At 41.7% G+C, this 14974-nt stretch carries 20 protein-coding genes; 14 read left to right on the forward strand and 6 right to left on the reverse strand.

The genetic code is table 11. The features are described 5' to 3' along the window. From ctaF to eis, 4 genes are all read left to right on the forward strand, one after another. A complete protein-coding gene (ctaF, locus tag LCM10_RS00175; protein ID WP_224873824.1) occupies nt 1–333 on the forward strand; it encodes a cytochrome c oxidase subunit IVB in 333 nt (110 codons plus the stop codon). A gap of 528 nt (nt 334–861) precedes the next feature. After that, nucleotides 862–1767, forward strand: coding sequence for a cytochrome c oxidase assembly factor CtaG (gene ctaG / locus LCM10_RS00180; RefSeq protein WP_224873825.1), 906 nt, complete (start codon nt 862–864; stop codon nt 1765–1767). A 72-nt stretch (nt 1768–1839) separates the two neighbouring features. Further along, the gene (locus LCM10_RS00185; RefSeq protein ID WP_224873826.1) at nt 1840–2301 is read left to right on the forward strand and encodes a DUF420 domain-containing protein; all 462 of its coding nucleotides are present in this window, start codon (nt 1840–1842) and stop codon (nt 2299–2301) included. Between the two features lie 110 nt (nt 2302–2411). Beyond that, nucleotides 2412–3569 (forward strand): enhanced intracellular survival protein Eis, encoded by a 1158-nt coding sequence (eis, locus tag LCM10_RS00190; RefSeq protein ID WP_224873827.1) that lies wholly within the window; start codon nt 2412–2414, stop codon nt 3567–3569. Between the two features lie 64 nt (nt 3570–3633). On the opposite strand, the gene ytvI is transcribed toward eis, so the two are convergent. Then, nucleotides 3634–4692, reverse strand: coding sequence for a sporulation integral membrane protein YtvI (ytvI, locus tag LCM10_RS00195; protein WP_224873828.1), 1059 nt, complete (start codon nt 4690–4692; stop codon nt 3634–3636). Between the two features lie 381 nt (nt 4693–5073). Further along, entirely contained in the window at nt 5074–5433 is a 360-nt protein-coding gene (locus LCM10_RS00200; protein WP_224873829.1) for a YugN family protein, read from the reverse strand. Between the two features lie 294 nt (nt 5434–5727). Between LCM10_RS00200 and LCM10_RS00205 the strand changes: the two genes are divergently transcribed. Both LCM10_RS00205 and LCM10_RS00210 read left to right on the forward strand, forming a co-directional pair. Beyond that, a complete protein-coding gene (locus tag LCM10_RS00205; RefSeq protein ID WP_224873830.1) occupies nt 5728–6162 on the forward strand; it encodes a CBS domain-containing protein in 435 nt (144 codons plus the stop codon). A 401-nt stretch (nt 6163–6563) separates the two neighbouring features. Further along, on the forward strand, nt 6564–7493 hold the full coding sequence (locus tag LCM10_RS00210; protein WP_224873831.1) for a CAP domain-containing protein: 930 nt from the start codon (nt 6564–6566) through the stop codon (nt 7491–7493). Between the two features lie 64 nt (nt 7494–7557). Here the strand turns inward: LCM10_RS00210 and LCM10_RS00215 are convergent, their stop codons facing one another. Beyond that, a complete protein-coding gene (locus tag LCM10_RS00215) occupies nt 7558–8040 on the reverse strand; it encodes a PaaI family thioesterase (RefSeq protein WP_224873832.1) in 483 nt (160 codons plus the stop codon). Between the two features lie 249 nt (nt 8041–8289). Here LCM10_RS00215 and LCM10_RS00220 point away from each other — a divergent pair, with 249 nt between their 5' ends. From LCM10_RS00220 to LCM10_RS00235, 4 genes are all read left to right on the forward strand, one after another. Next, on the forward strand, nt 8290–8697 hold the full coding sequence (locus tag LCM10_RS00220; RefSeq protein ID WP_224873833.1) for a YlbD family protein: 408 nt from the start codon (nt 8290–8292) through the stop codon (nt 8695–8697). Between the two features lie 11 nt (nt 8698–8708). Then, on the forward strand, nt 8709–8948 hold the full coding sequence (locus LCM10_RS00225; protein ID WP_224873834.1) for a YlbE-like family protein: 240 nt from the start codon (nt 8709–8711) through the stop codon (nt 8946–8948). 107 nt (nt 8949–9055) lie between these two features. Then, a complete protein-coding gene (locus LCM10_RS00230) occupies nt 9056–9436 on the forward strand; it encodes a hypothetical protein (RefSeq protein WP_224873835.1) in 381 nt (126 codons plus the stop codon). Nucleotides 9437–9511: 75 nt separating this feature from the next. After that, nucleotides 9512–9955 (forward strand): YlbF family regulator, encoded by a 444-nt coding sequence (locus tag LCM10_RS00235; protein ID WP_224875548.1) that lies wholly within the window; start codon nt 9512–9514, stop codon nt 9953–9955. Nucleotides 9956–9991: 36 nt separating this feature from the next. Here LCM10_RS00235 and LCM10_RS00240 read toward each other — a convergent pair whose 3' ends face one another. After that, the gene (locus tag LCM10_RS00240) at nt 9992–10306 is read right to left on the reverse strand and encodes a hypothetical protein (protein WP_224873836.1); all 315 of its coding nucleotides are present in this window, start codon (nt 10304–10306) and stop codon (nt 9992–9994) included. A gap of 235 nt (nt 10307–10541) precedes the next feature. Here LCM10_RS00240 and LCM10_RS00245 point away from each other — a divergent pair, with 235 nt between their 5' ends. Further along, entirely contained in the window at nt 10542–10817 is a 276-nt protein-coding gene (locus LCM10_RS00245; RefSeq protein WP_224873837.1) for a YlbG family protein, read from the forward strand. Nucleotides 10818–10870: 53 nt separating this feature from the next. Here LCM10_RS00245 and LCM10_RS00250 read toward each other — a convergent pair whose 3' ends face one another. Continuing rightward, the gene (locus LCM10_RS00250) at nt 10871–11260 is read right to left on the reverse strand and encodes a methylthioribose kinase (RefSeq protein WP_224873838.1); all 390 of its coding nucleotides are present in this window, start codon (nt 11258–11260) and stop codon (nt 10871–10873) included. Between the two features lie 407 nt (nt 11261–11667). Between LCM10_RS00250 and rsmD the strand changes: the two genes are divergently transcribed. Both rsmD and coaD read left to right on the forward strand, forming a co-directional pair. Further along, a complete protein-coding gene (rsmD, locus tag LCM10_RS00255) occupies nt 11668–12225 on the forward strand; it encodes a 16S rRNA (guanine(966)-N(2))-methyltransferase RsmD (protein ID WP_224873839.1) in 558 nt (185 codons plus the stop codon). A 26-nt stretch (nt 12226–12251) separates the two neighbouring features. Next, complete coding sequence (gene coaD, locus LCM10_RS00260; RefSeq protein WP_224873840.1) at nt 12252–12737, forward strand: pantetheine-phosphate adenylyltransferase; 486 nt, start codon at nt 12252–12254, stop codon at nt 12735–12737. Nucleotides 12738–12792: 55 nt separating this feature from the next. On the opposite strand, the gene ylbJ is transcribed toward coaD, so the two are convergent. Further along, the gene (ylbJ, locus tag LCM10_RS00265; protein WP_224873841.1) at nt 12793–14019 is read right to left on the reverse strand and encodes a sporulation integral membrane protein YlbJ; all 1227 of its coding nucleotides are present in this window, start codon (nt 14017–14019) and stop codon (nt 12793–12795) included. A gap of 172 nt (nt 14020–14191) precedes the next feature. Here ylbJ and LCM10_RS00270 point away from each other — a divergent pair, with 172 nt between their 5' ends. Continuing rightward, the gene (locus LCM10_RS00270; RefSeq protein ID WP_224873842.1) at nt 14192–14971 is read left to right on the forward strand and encodes a patatin-like phospholipase family protein; all 780 of its coding nucleotides are present in this window, start codon (nt 14192–14194) and stop codon (nt 14969–14971) included. Nucleotides 14972–14974: the final 3 nt, after the last annotated feature.

Genomic DNA, 14974 nt, shown 5'->3' on the forward strand with positions numbered 1-14974 from the left:
ATGGCGAATCAACAATCAAATTCAGGTAACCCAAGTGTAGATTACGAATATCGTCGTAAGAAAAATGCTGAAGACATGAGAATGCAGGTAACTTCCTTCATGTTGATGATTTTCTTGACACTCGTTGCATTTATCGCAGTAGCAGGGGATTTCAATAAGTACTTCGTGGTACCTTTCATCCTGTTATTGGCAGTCGTACAATTGATTTTTCAATTATACTATTTCATGCATATGAGCCATAAAGGACATGAAGCACCTGCCTTGTTCTTGTATTCAGGTGCACTTGTAGCATTCATTACCGTGTTAACGTTCATGACAATCGTCTGGATCTAATAATGGAGTCAGCCAATTTGTATAATTGGCTGACTTTTTTTGTTTGCCAATGCTATATTAGTTGGCTAGCTCCGGCGGCTAGAGTCTCGAGACATAAGCCATTCCATCCAAAAAGGCAAAGGGCGCCTTTATGGCTGCCCTGTCTTATGCTTGTCGCCTCTGACCAAGCCGCCTCCGCTTTTCTATTGTCCAGCTCCGGGGCTTAGAGGCACATGTCATAAGCCGAATCGTCCAAGAAGGCAAAGGGCGCCTTCCCGGCCGGTTCGTCTTATGCTACCCGCCTCTGACCAAAGCCCTTCCGCTTTTCTATTGTCCAGCTCCGGCGGCTAGAGGCTCGAGACATAAGCCATGCCATCCAAAAAGGCAAAGGGCGCCTTTATGGCTGCCCTGTCTTATGCTTGTCGCCTCTGACCAAGCCGCCTCCGCTTTTCTAATTGTCAAGAACTTGTCATTAGCTTAGATTGAAGTGGGGGAGGGTTGTCAGTATAATGTAGGTAAAGGTTTTTTTATGTGAAATGAGGTGAGGAAATGCCTTTGGGTATTTTTGGATTCATGGCGTTATGGAGCCCGTTTTTTATTGTGGCATTGCTCTTTATAACAGTGGTTTATTTTTTGGTTACGGTCAAATGGAGGAGCAGCTTTAAGGAAAGTGAGCCTCTTAAAAGGAAAGAAGCCATTTATTTCATATTGGCTATTCTACTTGTATATGTACTTAAAGGTTCACCTGTCGAGGTGATGAGCACCATTCTGTTTTCTGCTCATATGACCCAGATGGCACTGCTGTTTTTGGTGGTGGCCCCGCTTATCGTGATGGGTATCCCTCACTGGGTCTGGAAGGCAATCATATCTTTACCAGTCGTCAAGCCTGTGTTCAGTTTCATGACAAGGCCTTTAATTGCTTTGCTTACATTCAATATTATGTTTTCCATCTATCATATCCCATTGATCTTTGATAATGTGAGAACAGATGTGACGTTGCATGGACTGGCTTCTGTCATATTATTCCTACTATCCATCTTCATGTGGTGGCCATTATTGAATCCTGCTGATGAGGACATTGATCTGAGCGGTCTAAAGAGGATTGGGTATATATTAGGAAGTGCTGTGTTGCTGACACCAGCGTGTGGATTGATCATTTTCGCCGAGCATCCCCTTTATGCACCTTATTATGATCCAGAAGAGTTCTTGAAGGCACTGGCGCTTTGTGTGCCGGTAGATACATTACAAGGTATGACTTTATCAGGACCCGAGTTATTCACGTCAATGTCGACTTTGAACGACCAGCAGCTCGGGGGAGTGATCATGAAGATCATTCAGGAAATTGTTTTCGGGGTCATGCTTTTCAACCTTTTCTTCCAGTGGTATCGAAAGGATATGGAAAAGCAGGAAACACAATCATATGATCCGGTTGTTGATCCTGTCACAACAGAATAAATGGTTTTGCAGGGAATGATTATGTCCTTTCCTGCATTACATAGAAATTTTACAGTAAAGTGAGGATACGAAATGGGTCTACCAATTTTACCGACAATCAGCACTAGCTTCATTGTTCTAAGTGCAATCACCGTGGCAATTGGCTGGTGGCAAATCAAACAAAGAAAGATTGAGCAGCATCAGGGTACGATGACGCTGGCTGGAATCTTTGCACTAATATTCTTTATCATATACGCAAGCAGGACGATTTTCATTGGGAATACCTCTTTTGGTGGCCCTGATGACATTAAGATTTATTACACCCTGTTCCTGATTTTTCACATCACCCTTGCGACCGTGGGCGCAGTTTTCGGATTGATGAGTTTATGGACAGGGTACAAAGAGAAGCTTAAAAGGCACCGTAAACTTGGTCCAATTACAAGCATCATATGGTTCTTCACTGCCATAACCGGGGTGGCTGTTTACTTATTGCTTTACGTATTCTACGAAGGTGGGGAAACCACCTCCGTCATTAAAGCGATACTGGGCAGTTAAGCGTTTAAAGACTGGATAAGGTTTTCCTTATCCAGTCTTTTTTATATAAGTGGAAGAAGGGATAGACCCTTCATTGTCGAATATTCAATTGTGAAAGGGAGTGCGATACAATGGTGCATGCGATCACAAAGCTGACCGAAACACATTACGAAGAATCCTTACAACTATCGGAATATTCGTTTCAATATAAGATACCAGAAGAGAAGAGGGACAATAGAAGAAAACAATTGGACAATCAGCAAGTTTACTGTATTTTCGATCGTGAATCATTAGCGGCAAAACTTCATTTACTATCGTTGGAAGTGTGGATAGGTGATTGGAAGGTCAACATGGGTGGGATCGCAGGTGTAGCTACCTATCCGGAGTACAGGAGAAGGGGGTATGTTAAATCCCTGATTACTCATGCTTTGAAGGAAATGAAGGATGGAGGGCAGGTCATATCCATGCTCCATCCATTCGAAATATCCTTTTATAGGAAATTTGGATATGAATTATTTGCATACTTTGATAAGGTGAGGCTAAATAAGAAAGACCTGATGCCATTAAATGCAGTAAGTGGCAATATTAAAAGATATAACAGGGATACATTTCCTGAGGAATTGAAAAATGTGTATGAAGAATATGCCCGACAGCACAAAGGCATGTTGAACCGCTCGCAAGACTGGTGGGGAGAGCGCAGTATATCAGACTTGTGGGTCGCTATTTATTATGATGATCAACAAGTGCCGAAGGGGTATATTAGTTATGAAGTTAAGAAAGAAAAAATGAAGGTTGAAGAATTTGTTCCTTTGAATTCGGAAGCAAGGGTTGGTTTATGGAATTTCATCTGTCAGCACGACTCGATGATCGAAGAAGCTGAATTGGTATTGAATCCAAATGAACCTCTCACATTTCTTCTTGAAAATCCAAGGGTCAAAGTCGAAAGGCTCCCATACTTCATGAGCAGGATTGTAGATGTTGAAGGGTTCCTGAAAAGTTACCTTCAGCATATAGAATACGAAGGTAAGCTCCATTTGACGATCAAGGATGAATTCGCAAGCTGGAATAATGCTACTTTCACTATTGAAAAACAACAGGTGAAAAGAAGTCAAACAGAAAGTGGTCATGGTATTGAACTGAGCATCAATACGTTCACTGCACTGATCTTTGGAGTATACTCCCCAAAAGCACTTACTGATATGGGATTAATTCAAGGGGAAACCGCAGGACTAGCTTTTCTTGATGATCTACTCATAGATTCAACACCGTTCTTCTATGATTTTTTCTAAACCTATTCCAATAGGAATAAAACAAAAAAGACTAATCAAACATCGTTTGATTAGTCTCTTTTACTTATAATTTAAAATTTGTCTTGATAATGCCGGCTTCTTTGGCAGAGTTAAAGACAATTAAAATGAGCGGCCCGATGATGAATCCAAGTACCCCGAATAGCTTAAGCCCCAGATACATGGCAATTAAGGTTGCCAGGGGAGAAAGTCCGATATGGGTCCCCATCACCTTCGGCTCGACTGTTCTCCTGATAATCAATAGGACGGCTGCCAGCACAGCTAGCTGTGTACCAAGTGATATGTTTCCTGTGATCAAATGGAAGAGTGCCCAGGGTCCCAACACAACAATTGAGCCAATCAACGGTATGAAATCAATGACCCAGATGATGATCGACATCACGATTGCCACTTCTGGAGAGATAAAGAGCAATCCAATAAGGGCTACAAGGAAAATGATGACACTCACAAGGAACTGTGCTTTGAAAAATCCAAACACGACATAAGATAGCCTTGAAGTCATGAAATTCACTTTTTCCGCAGTTCTTTCAGTCAGGTGACTGAAAATACTCTTCTTGATACCAGGCAAGTCAAGCATGAATAGGAAAAGAGCAATCAAGTAAACAAGGAAGCTGACTAAGTAGCTCGGAATATAAGATAAGAAGGCACTGATTTTTTCTATATTCAAGGAATTGAGGATCTTGGTCTTGACTGAATTCAAGAAATTCTGAACTTCTTCACTGAATCCAGTGACCACTTCATTCGGTAGATCCTCAGCTGCATCGAGTAGTCTCTTTTCATAATCCAGCCAGATATCACTTAATTGATTGATATATTTCGGTGTATCTTCTATTAATTGAACTCCTTCTCCGACTACTTTTGTGGTGACGAAGAAAGCCGATAAACCGATCAACAGTAAGAATATGATGAACACGGATAACACCGCAATTTTTCTGTTTGTGGAGAATCGTCTTTGAGTGAATTTAACCGCAGGTTCTAAAAATAATGCTGTAATCAAAGCAGTCAGCAAGGGGACTGATATGGGTAGAATAAAGAATGAAAGTAATGCAAGGATCGTGATGCTGATAATGATGATAAGAACTTTTTTGGTGAAGAGCTTGGTCAATTGAGAACCCCTTTCTAGCGTTTCCTCTTACTATATTATATTAAAGTGGGGAAGGATTGAACAGTAGGATGGTTCTGATTTTTATTAATTTTATTGCAGGAGGTAAGGGGGGGAGAAGGATTCACTACAATACAGTGCTTATACGTTGCTTGACTCATCGTATCAAAACAGAGGTATTATAAGTTAATGCAAAGAACGCCTTGTTTACTGGGTTACATGATGCTTCTATCCTCTTGGCAGTTGCCCCGTACCAGGTTTATCAAGATCTTGCAGTTGCATCCACGAAACAAAAGCAAAACCACCCAATAAGGCAAAGAATGCCTTTTTGGGTGGTTCAGCTTATGCTTGTCGCCTCTCGGCGAGCCGCCGTCGCGTTTGGTTTCACCAAGCGAATTCGGTTACTTCTTTTTTTACGTCAGCGATTAATTTTTCGCATGAAGTAAGTAAGTGTTTAGGGAACTCTTCCCCTTCGCCGTATTCAACGCCATGTGGATAATAGTGCTTCCCTAGCAAAGGTTTCATCAATTGGATGATCGCATCATGTTTGCCGATATCCCCTTCGACTGCGTGACCTTGAATTCGTAGATAGAAAATGCCTTCTCTGATTTCAAACTTTCGGTCATACGTCACTCTTTCATAATCCCATTGACCTGCGCGGACTAGTCCGTGAGATTCCATGATCTCATCAAGGCGGTTCAGGTCTGCTTTTAAGTTTTCAATTCCAGTTTCTTCGAAACGCATAAAAATTCCCTCCTGTATTTTGCTGCAAGGCCATACGCTTTGATCCCAAGAAGGACAAAGTCTGTTGTAGCCTCTATGCATACTTTAAATTGGGAGCATTCATATCGGTATTATGTATAGAGATACAAAATGCGGTATTTCTCATTTTTAATAATAGTGTAAAATCCTTTTTCTTGCAATGTCTTGATGAATCCGATTATGTCAATTTTTTTAACGCTGAATAAGTTAGGGACTTAGGTGAAAAATATATCAGGATGAATGATACTTCAATGTTTTTAATGAAGGGGGATAATCATGGCAAAACTAAAAGATATCATGACAAAGGATGTTGAAACCTGTACGCTCCTGGATAATGTTTACGAAGTGGCAGTGAAAATGAAAGAGTGTCAGGTAGGGTCGATTCCAATTGTAGATGGGGAAAGAATTGTGGGTGTCATTACGGACAGGGATATTGTCACCCGGTGTATAGCTGAGAAACACCCTGCGTCTTCAAAGGTTGAAGATATCATGAGCAAGGATTTGGTTACGATTGAACCTGATGCCGATGCTGCTGAAGCGGCACATTTAATGGCTGAAAAACAGATCAGAAGGTTACCGATTGTCGATGGTGAAAGACTGGTAGGTGTGGTTTCGTTAGGGGATTTTGCTATCCGGGACGCCTTGATCAAGCATGCATCAATAGCGCTTGAAAATATTTCGGAATCTCATTTCAGCAATAAACCATTTTAGTGAACGGCATCAACTTGGCACAAGCATAGAATGGGGGACGATCACTTGTTGTTGATCGCCCTTTTTTAGATTGTACATATATGAACGGTGAAGACTGTTGGAGGACCTTCTTCATTACCTTTGTTATTTAATGTTCATCAGTTTTAGTGTCGGATGAAATATGCTATGCTTTATATAATACATACTCTTAAAAAAACGTAAAATGGTATAATAATTCTAGTAATCAAAGCATATCCTGCTAGTGAAGATAGAAAGGAGGGAAATCTCTGAAAACGGTTTTACGAATCGCAATTATTCTTATATTTATTCTTTCAATAAGTATTTATCAAAGTCTCAAGGATGAAAATGAGCCTCTTAAAGGTCCTGAAACCCAGACTCTTAAGAAAGATCACGATAATCAATTGAAACAATCCGTTCAGAACAGCGGGGAACGCCCGGTAAGCGGTCTTTCCACATGGATCGGAAAAAATTCAGATCATGTCCTTGAAACACTAGGTGAACCGGAAAGGATCGAACCAAGTTCCTATGGGTATGATTGGTGGGTTTATCCAATCTCATCTAAGCAATATATCCAGCTGGGGATTGAAGATAGTAAAGTTGTTACTCTGTATACAATAGGTGACGAGGTGAATGTCAGTCCATATAAGCTTGGGCAGAAACTTGAGGATATCTACCGTTTTACTATCATAGAATCTGAAATAGTGGTAAATGATCAATCGGGTTCATATCAATTCGAATTGAATGAAGAAGATCTTAATACTAGATTATTGGTGTCTTTAGGCGATATATATGCCCAACTCTATCTGGACAAGTTTACGGGTGAATTAATGAGCATAAGGTTCCTTGATGGTTCCACGTTGATCAAAATGCATCCATATGAAATGATGTACCGAGGAGAGCTTGTCGCAGAAACAGAACCTACTGATGAAGAATGGACGAGGATCGACACTGCAAGTGAAAAACAAATCTATGATATCACGAATGTAATGCGCACTCATTTCGAGGTGGATGAAGTCGATTGGAATGAGCAGGTTGCAAATGTAGCCAGGGGACACAGTGAGGAGATGTATGAAGAAGAGTATTTCTCCCATGAATCTCCAGTATTCGGAAATCTTTCGGACCGACTGGAAAAGGACGAAATCCCGTTCAAGACAGCAGGGGAGAATATCGCCTCTCAATATACAGACGCTCCTGAAGCAGTTCATGGTTGGCTGAACTCTGAAGGGCATAGAAAGATCTTGCTCGAAGAAGAATTTACGGATCTTGGCGTCGGCGTGTATAAAAAATACTATACCCAGAATTTCATCGAAAAATTTAATATCGAACAGTGAAAAAGGTTGGATCTTCAAGGGGACATGTTTGTGCTCCTCGATAAAATCCAACCTTTTATTCTGATTATTTTTTGATGATGAAAAACGAACCGGTAGAATGGGCAACCATTTTTCCTTCAGCACTTACCACTTTCCCCTCTACCACCATCGTTTTGGTTCCGCGATGAACAACCGTAGCGCGGGCAGTCAGCTTGGTTCCGGTGCCAGGTGCAAGGTAGTGGACATTTAGGTTAGTTGTTACGGCTCCGTATCCGTCGGGTAGCAGCATATTGGCCAATGTTCCCATTGCTGTATCCACCAGGGTTGCTGTAACGCCACCATGCACGATCTGTAGTGAATTATGAGTAACCGTGCTGATAGGAATACTGATTTCAAGCTCTTCACTATCTGACCTTTTATCCATGGCGAAAATGCCGCCTATTAATGATTCATTTTCGTGATTCTGCTTACGCTTCACTCCATTTAGAAGCTGCCGGATGCTGATTATTTCCTGTTCATCCGCTCTTTTCAACACTTCGTCGAGTAATTTATGTAATTCTTCTTGCATTCCAAACATCCTTTTCTTTTACACGTCCTCATTAAACATCAGCAGCGGTCTCGCAGTCAGACTGCACCATTCCCTTCAAAAGGCAACCGACATTCCTTTAATCTGCAATCGTTTATGTAAGATCATGACTGTTTAGTTTAATCGGCATTGACTACAAGTAAATTTTACTACAAAAAGGAATGGTTCACCAATTTTAATTTTATTCATAAACTGTAGTAGGTTAATGTCCTGTTCAGGAGGTGTTGGGGAATGGGGAAATCATTGCATCCCAAAGTGAAAGAGTTTAAAGAGTTTGTCAGGAAGAATCCTAAGATCATAAAGGATGTCCGTAATGGAAACACCAATTGGCAAGACCTTTTTGAGGACTGGTATATACTTGGGGAAGAGGATACCCGGTGGGACTCTTACAGGGACGGTGAGAAATCGAGCGAAGCAAAAGCGGTTGATTCAAACAAAAACGGTTGGTTCGATTCAGTGGGGGAATTAGTGAAGAATATGGATGCCAATCAGTTGCAAAGCCACATCAATAATATCAGTGAAGTGTTGGGTACGGTTCAAGGTGTGATCAGCCAATTCTCATCGAATCCAAAAAGTCCTACTGTTTCAAGTGATACTAGATCTAAGCCTTCTCACCCCTTCTCATTCAGGAAAGACTAGGAGGGGATAAAGTGAGAGCGGAAATCATTGAGTACATCCATTCAAATGAAGAGTTGAAAATGTTTTTAAGGGAAATGCCCGAATGGTATCGAACTCTTTCAAGAAATCCGAATGAGCTAGAGAAATTTGAAATCGCGTCCATAAACTATTTCCAAAAAACGATTCCGCATCGGGTACAGAAATTCTCAAATGGGGTCCAGATGGCTTCCATGATGATCAGTATGTTTCAAACTATGAATGAATCTGAATAAATGAATCTGCAAGGATGCGGGCACAATCGAAGAGGGTTGTGTTCGTTTTTTATGAGTAAAGAAAGGACAAGATGGGGAAGGCTAAGAGAAAAGGAGTTGTCTCGACTATGAAGAAAATTATATGTTTAATGTTGATGTTAATGGTTGTCAGCGGGTGCAAAGATGATATGCCTGAGCCTGAAACCTTTTCATTTAGCCATAAAGCCCATGCGAAAGAGTCGCTGTCCATAAAGCATATCGTGCAAGGGAATCAAGTTTTCATTGAATGTATTGTTCCGGATGTAACGTTTACTTCCTCCAGGAAAGGTGCGAAAAAAGGGAAGATCATAGTCACTTCCAACACAAACGGATTATATAAGGAGTTCTATACCGCAGCGTTCGTGGTCAGGAACCTGCCAAAGGGCAATCATATACTGACTGTAGAGGTCGTGAGCCCGGGAAATAAATCCCTTGGTATCAAGAAACAATTATATGTGACCATCCCATAAGATGAACGGGTCATGAAAGCATATTCGCTTCAACTCACAAAACGTGGTAAAATGACGTTACGGAGGTGAGCGTTGATGCTTGCTACTCTTGAAAGAGTGGAAATTCTAGATCGTGCAGATGAACTATCTCAATGGATCTTACATTCCGATGTCGCAGAAAACTATCGGAAGTCTCTATATACACTTCGAACAAACGTGGATACGCAGGATAAAATAAAAAAATTCACGCGTATGAAAGAGCGTTATGAAGAGGTGCAGCGTTTCGGCCGTTATCATCCGGACTACAAGACAGTCATGAAGGAAATCCGTGAACTTAAGAGGGATATGGATTTGGATGAACACGTGGCTGCATTCAGGAGAGCTGAAAATGAACTTCAGGATCTCCTTGACAGGGTCAGCCTGATCATAGGTCATTCCGTTTCCAAGAATGTAAAAGTACCTACAGGCAATCCATTCTTCAGCGGCAGTTCATGTGGAGGCGGCTGTGGTTCCGGGGGCAGCTGTGGCTGTTCGGCATAAATGAAGAAAAGAGCAGGCGGTTGTCCTGCTCTTTTCTTATTGTTTTAGACGGACACAATCGACACATAGGTTGCCGCAACAGAACATTTTTTCTTGAGGTACGTAGAAACGGTGCCGATAAACATATTGTGAAGAGTCTTCCCTGAAGAAGATTGTCTCCGAGTGCAATCTTTTCCCCCTCATTGACCGTGCTGACCATTTCTTGATAGCATGTTCGACTTCGCGTTTATCCAGTTCGGAACGTATATAGAGAAAGGGAATTCCTGCAATCCATTTGACATTGGCTTCCTCAATTGCGAGATCCCCGTTAAGGTAGTCAATGAATTCATCCCAAATGACTTTCAAATCCATCCGTAGCCCCTCCAACCAACAATCAGATTCTTGGTACTAACTATTTTTCCCTAATTATTAAAGACGAACCCTTAAGCATTTCGCATTGGGTTCAGCTACAACGCAAGCCAACCAAAAAGGCTACACCCACTGCATGCTTGTCGCTTTAAGACCAACAGGTACCGTATTTCGTGTTGATTATTCCCATATTTATGTGCTAGACTGGTAAAAAAGTGATGCCTAGAGGGGAAACGGTATGTTGACGCAAAGACAAGGTTTAGTTGTTTGGTTACATAGTTTAAAGCATGCAAAGTCTCTGAGACGGTTCGGAAATGTTCACTATGTTTCAAGAAAAATGAAATATGTTGTACTGTATTGTAATCAGGACGATATCGATTCAGTCATGGAACGAATCAATTCCTATTCGTATGTGAAAAGAGTCGATCCATCCTATAAGCCCTTCATCAAATCAGTTTTTGAGAATTCAAGGCCAGATAAAGCGAAGGAATATGATTACAAGATGGGATTCTAAACGACGGCTGCCAAACTTTTAAGTTGGCAGCTTTTTTGTTCGCAGAGGAGAGATCATTGCAAAGGTAGGATATAGTGATTAAGTCGTAAAATGGCAATCAGATGTTGATAATACAAGTCTTTCTCAGGGAACATTGTGGAAGGCTTTACATCCATTTGAATGATGGTTTTCCCAAGTTCCTCAGCCGTCTCCTGAAAGAGCGAATAGCGTTTATTTTCCAATATATTTGGGTTTGGGACCCCTTCACGGCATACATAGATGGCCTGGAACTTTCCTTCAGCTGTAGGATTCATTACAACCGCAAGGGATGTTACTGGTCGGTCCTTTACAATGGTATGGAAGGCCATGAGATGCTGGACTCTTTCCTTATTGCATCTGGATAGCTCCATTAATTCATACAAATCGGACAAGCCCTCACCTAATTCGATAAATCGCTGAATCATATTTAAACTCCTTTTTGTCAATTATTCAATCAATTCCTTATTATTTCAAACATACCTTGAGAAGTAAAGAGGGTTGATGGATGCTATTTAGAAATGATCCGACGATTCATCACCCGCTGTTCTGGGGAAGGTGAATAAACATAAAAAGCCCTGCAGAAATCTTCTGCAGGGTCCTTCTATATCCATTTCTGGAAAGAAGGCAAAGGGAGAGGAGAAACCGGAGGAAGAACTTATGGGGAAACGTAAGTCTTCTCCGCGGTTGGCAACAACATCGATTAGGATGTTGTTACTTCCATTATCACCTAACGATAAATTTTTATACATTTTAAGCATAATTTCCTTATGTGGCGAACGATGTAGATTTGTGTTAGGATAATGAAGAAAAATACATAAATGGTGGATGATTTATGAGAGTAATTGCAGGAACGTTGAAAGGCCGGCAGCTGAAAGCCGTCCCAGGAAGCGGCACGCGGCCGACAACAGATAAAGTGAAAGAGTCAATATTCAATATGCTTGGTCCATTCTTTGATGGGGGAATCGGCCTGGATCTTTTCGCGGGCAGCGGAGGACTTGGAATCGAGGCACTAAGTCGCGGTCTTGATAAAGTCATATTCATTGATAAAGATTCAAAAGCACTCCAAACGATAAAGGCCAACTTGAAGGAATGTGAGTTGACGGAGTCCAGCGAGGTATATCGAAACGACGCCAATAGGGCACTGAAAGCAATCGTCAAAAGAGAACTTTCCTTCGACTATATCTTTCTTGATCCCCCTTACAAACAAAAGAGGATGGAGGATCTTGTTGCGTTCATCGATGAGCACAACCTTTTAAATGAAAACGGTTACGTATTGTGTGAGTACAGTTCCGACAGCAAGCCTATGAATGAAATTGGGCGATTGAGTAAAGTGAAGGAAGAAGTATATGGGATCATTGGTATCTCGATTTATACATATCAAAATAGCTAATAGAAAGACGCTTGGGGGTAAAGCTCATGACAAGTATTGCAGTGTGTCCGGGAAGTTTTGATCCAATCACGTTCGGACATTTGGATATCATCACCAGAGGGGCGAAGGTCTTTGATCAAATACATGTTGTTGTTTTGAATAACTCTTCTAAAAGCCCTTTATTCTCTGTTGAAGAAAGGATGGAATTGATCCGTCAATCAACAAAGGATATTCCAAATGTTGTGGTGAATTCATTTCAGGGACTTCTTGTGGATTATGCGAAGAGTATAAAGGCGAGTGCCATCATCAGGGGATTGAGAGCTGTTTCTGATTTCGAATATGAGATGCAGATCACATCGATGAACAGGGTGCTGGAAGAGGATATCGAAACGTTCTTCATCATGACGAATAATCAATATTCTTTCTTGAGCTCCAGTATTGTAAAGGAAGTTGCAAAATATGGAGGGAATATTTCAGAATTGGTCCCTCTCCCAGTAAGGGATGCATTGAAAGAGAAATATACATCCGAATAAATGAGAGAGGCCGTACACGATCGGAATTACCCGATAACTCGATGTACGGCCCTTTTTATAGGCCATTCCTGAATGCTCTTCTACTGTAGATAAGAATGTAAAGAAGTAAGCTTACAATGGTAATGAGTGGTCCAGTCGTCTTCATCCAGTAAAAGATTTCACTCCATAGATGGGCATGACGCTGTGCAAAAACCGGTACTGCATTTGAGAGTTGTTCGTTTGAGAACCTTTCATAAATCGGTTTCCAGATGAGTACTGTCGCAATCGAAGCGGCAATCCCGTGGAGAAAGCGTGCGTAAAAGAACGGCTGAAAGCGAATATCGGTCTGTGCCAGAATGCTCGCAACCTGTGCTTGGACGCTGAAACCGCTGAATCCCAAGATGAAACTTGTGATGATTGCTTGTTGAAGCAACGTGGCATCCCCCACACCGCTTGTAAGCTTTGATCCCAGTGTTATTTCAAACAACCCGGAAATGAAAGGGATGCTTAACTGATCAGTTATTCGCAGTAAATGGAACAAACTCGAGAACCCTTGTGCCATGAAGGTCGTAATATGCAAATGATAGAGCATTTTGTTGATAACAGAAAATAAGATGATGAAACCACCGATCATCAACAATGTTTGAATGGAAGAGGTGACTGCATCACCAAGAAGCTTACCGATCGGACGATTATCTTTCAGTCTCGTTTGATGAAGGGCAGAGAACGCTTCTCTCAGCATGAACTTCTTCTTCTCTCTAGAACGTTCCACTTTGTGACGTTCTTCCCCTCTGCCATAGAACCTCATGATCACCCCCACGCAAATATTTCCGATATAATGGGCAGTTGCCAAGACGATCCCGAGTGTAGCGTTCTGAAAGAATCCGACTGAAACTGCACCGAATATGAATAGTGGATTCGAGGAGTTCGTGAATGAAACGAGTCTCTCGGCTTCGATCTTTGTCAGTTGATTCTCCTGGCGCAGGCGTGCTGTCAGTTTAGCACCGGCGGGGAAACCGGATGCCATCCCCATGGCCCATACAAATCCACCCGCTCCAGGTACACGGAAAATAGGGCGCATCAGCGGCTCGAGGATGACTCCTATGAATCTTACAACCCCAAATCCAATCAACATTTCCGATACGATGAAAAAAGGAAGCAGCGATGGAAAGACAATTTCCCACCACATATCCAGTCCCCTGATGGAAGCTTCCAATGATTCACCTGGCATCAAGATCAGGGCTGCAGCAAATAACGTTACACTTGCTGATAAGACCAATGTTTTCAATTTCGACTTCGACAACCGGACGTCCTCCTCTTGACCATACTATGTCAACTTCTTGTGAAACACAGAAATAATGATAAAATGAGAGTAACCTCAACTTGTCCTCATATTAATCAATATACTCATACATATTAGAAATAGACCATATGATGAATTGAACCGCAAACTAAGGGTAAAGGAGGAAGAACGCTTGAAAAAGCCAAAGATAGGATTAGCCCTTGGTTCAGGTGGAGCAAGAGGATTTGCGCATCTCGGTGTCTTGAAGGCACTGGTTGATGAAGGCATCCCGATTGATATGATTGCAGGCAGCAGTATGGGGGCGTTGGTGGGATGCATGTATGGCGTAGGTCACAGGATGGAAGACCTCTATAAACTATCCACCACCTTCAGAAGGAAATATTACTTGGATTTCACTGTGCCGAAGATGGGCTTCATTGCTGGAAAGCGAATAAAGGAATTCATACAATTATTCTCCCATAACAAGAATATTGAGGATTTGAACATTCCTGTCAGTGTCGTGGCGACAGATATTACAAATGGAGAGAAAGTGGTCTTCACGTCTGGACCTGTATCCAGCGCAGTAAGGGCCAGTATCGCCATTCCTGGAATATTCGTCCCTGAAAAAATCGATGGCAGGCTGTTGGTGGACGGAGGAGTCATCGATCGGGTACCTGTTTCTGTCGTAAAGGAAATGGGCGCTGATATTGTGATCGGTGTGGATGTATCCCATGTTAAAAGAAATGCAGAAATCACTACGATTTACGATGTTATTATGCAAAGTATAGATATCCTCCAACTTGAAATAGTGGCCCATAGAGAAATAGCCTCGGACTTTATGATTCGTCCTCATGTGGAAATGTATAGCACGAGGGCTTTTAAGAACATAGAAGAGATTATTGATATGGGTGAAGAAGAGGCCAGGAAGGTCATTCCTTCAATCAAAAAAACGTTGGAGGAGTGGGAGGAGTAACTC

Source organism: Rossellomorea aquimaris (genome assembly GCF_020171925.1).
Lineage (GTDB): Bacteria > Bacillota > Bacilli > Bacillales > Bacillaceae_B > Rossellomorea > Rossellomorea aquimaris_F.

Excerpts from the sequence above, each read along its gene's own strand:
- LCM10_RS00250 (WP_224873838.1), bottom strand. The coding sequence starts at position 11,260 with ATGATTCAGCGATTTATCGAATTAGGTGAGGGCTTGTCCGATTTGTAT.
- coaD (WP_224873840.1), top strand. The coding sequence starts at position 12,252 with ATGACAAGTATTGCAGTGTGTCCGGGAAGTTTTGATCCAATCACGTTC.
- LCM10_RS00205 (WP_224873830.1), top strand. The coding sequence starts at position 5,728 with ATGGCAAAACTAAAAGATATCATGACAAAGGATGTTGAAACCTGTACG.
- eis (WP_224873827.1), top strand. The coding sequence starts at position 2,412 with ATGGTGCATGCGATCACAAAGCTGACCGAAACACATTACGAAGAATCC.
- LCM10_RS00220 (WP_224873833.1), top strand. The coding sequence starts at position 8,290 with ATGGGGAAATCATTGCATCCCAAAGTGAAAGAGTTTAAAGAGTTTGTC.
- LCM10_RS00245 (WP_224873837.1), top strand. The coding sequence starts at position 10,542 with ATGTTGACGCAAAGACAAGGTTTAGTTGTTTGGTTACATAGTTTAAAG.
- ctaF (WP_224873824.1), top strand. The coding sequence starts at position 1 with ATGGCGAATCAACAATCAAATTCAGGTAACCCAAGTGTAGATTACGAA.
- LCM10_RS00240 (WP_224873836.1), bottom strand. The coding sequence starts at position 10,306 with ATGGATTTGAAAGTCATTTGGGATGAATTCATTGACTACCTTAACGGG.
- LCM10_RS00230 (WP_224873835.1), top strand. The coding sequence starts at position 9,056 with ATGAAGAAAATTATATGTTTAATGTTGATGTTAATGGTTGTCAGCGGG.
- rsmD (WP_224873839.1), top strand. The coding sequence starts at position 11,668 with ATGAGAGTAATTGCAGGAACGTTGAAAGGCCGGCAGCTGAAAGCCGTC.
- ctaG (WP_224873825.1), top strand. The coding sequence starts at position 862 with ATGCCTTTGGGTATTTTTGGATTCATGGCGTTATGGAGCCCGTTTTTT.
- LCM10_RS00200 (WP_224873829.1), bottom strand. The coding sequence starts at position 5,433 with ATGCGTTTCGAAGAAACTGGAATTGAAAACTTAAAAGCAGACCTGAAC.
- LCM10_RS00185 (WP_224873826.1), top strand. The coding sequence starts at position 1,840 with ATGGGTCTACCAATTTTACCGACAATCAGCACTAGCTTCATTGTTCTA.
- LCM10_RS00215 (WP_224873832.1), bottom strand. The coding sequence starts at position 8,040 with ATGCAAGAAGAATTACATAAATTACTCGACGAAGTGTTGAAAAGAGCG.
- LCM10_RS00235 (WP_224875548.1), top strand. The coding sequence starts at position 9,512 with ATGCTTGCTACTCTTGAAAGAGTGGAAATTCTAGATCGTGCAGATGAA.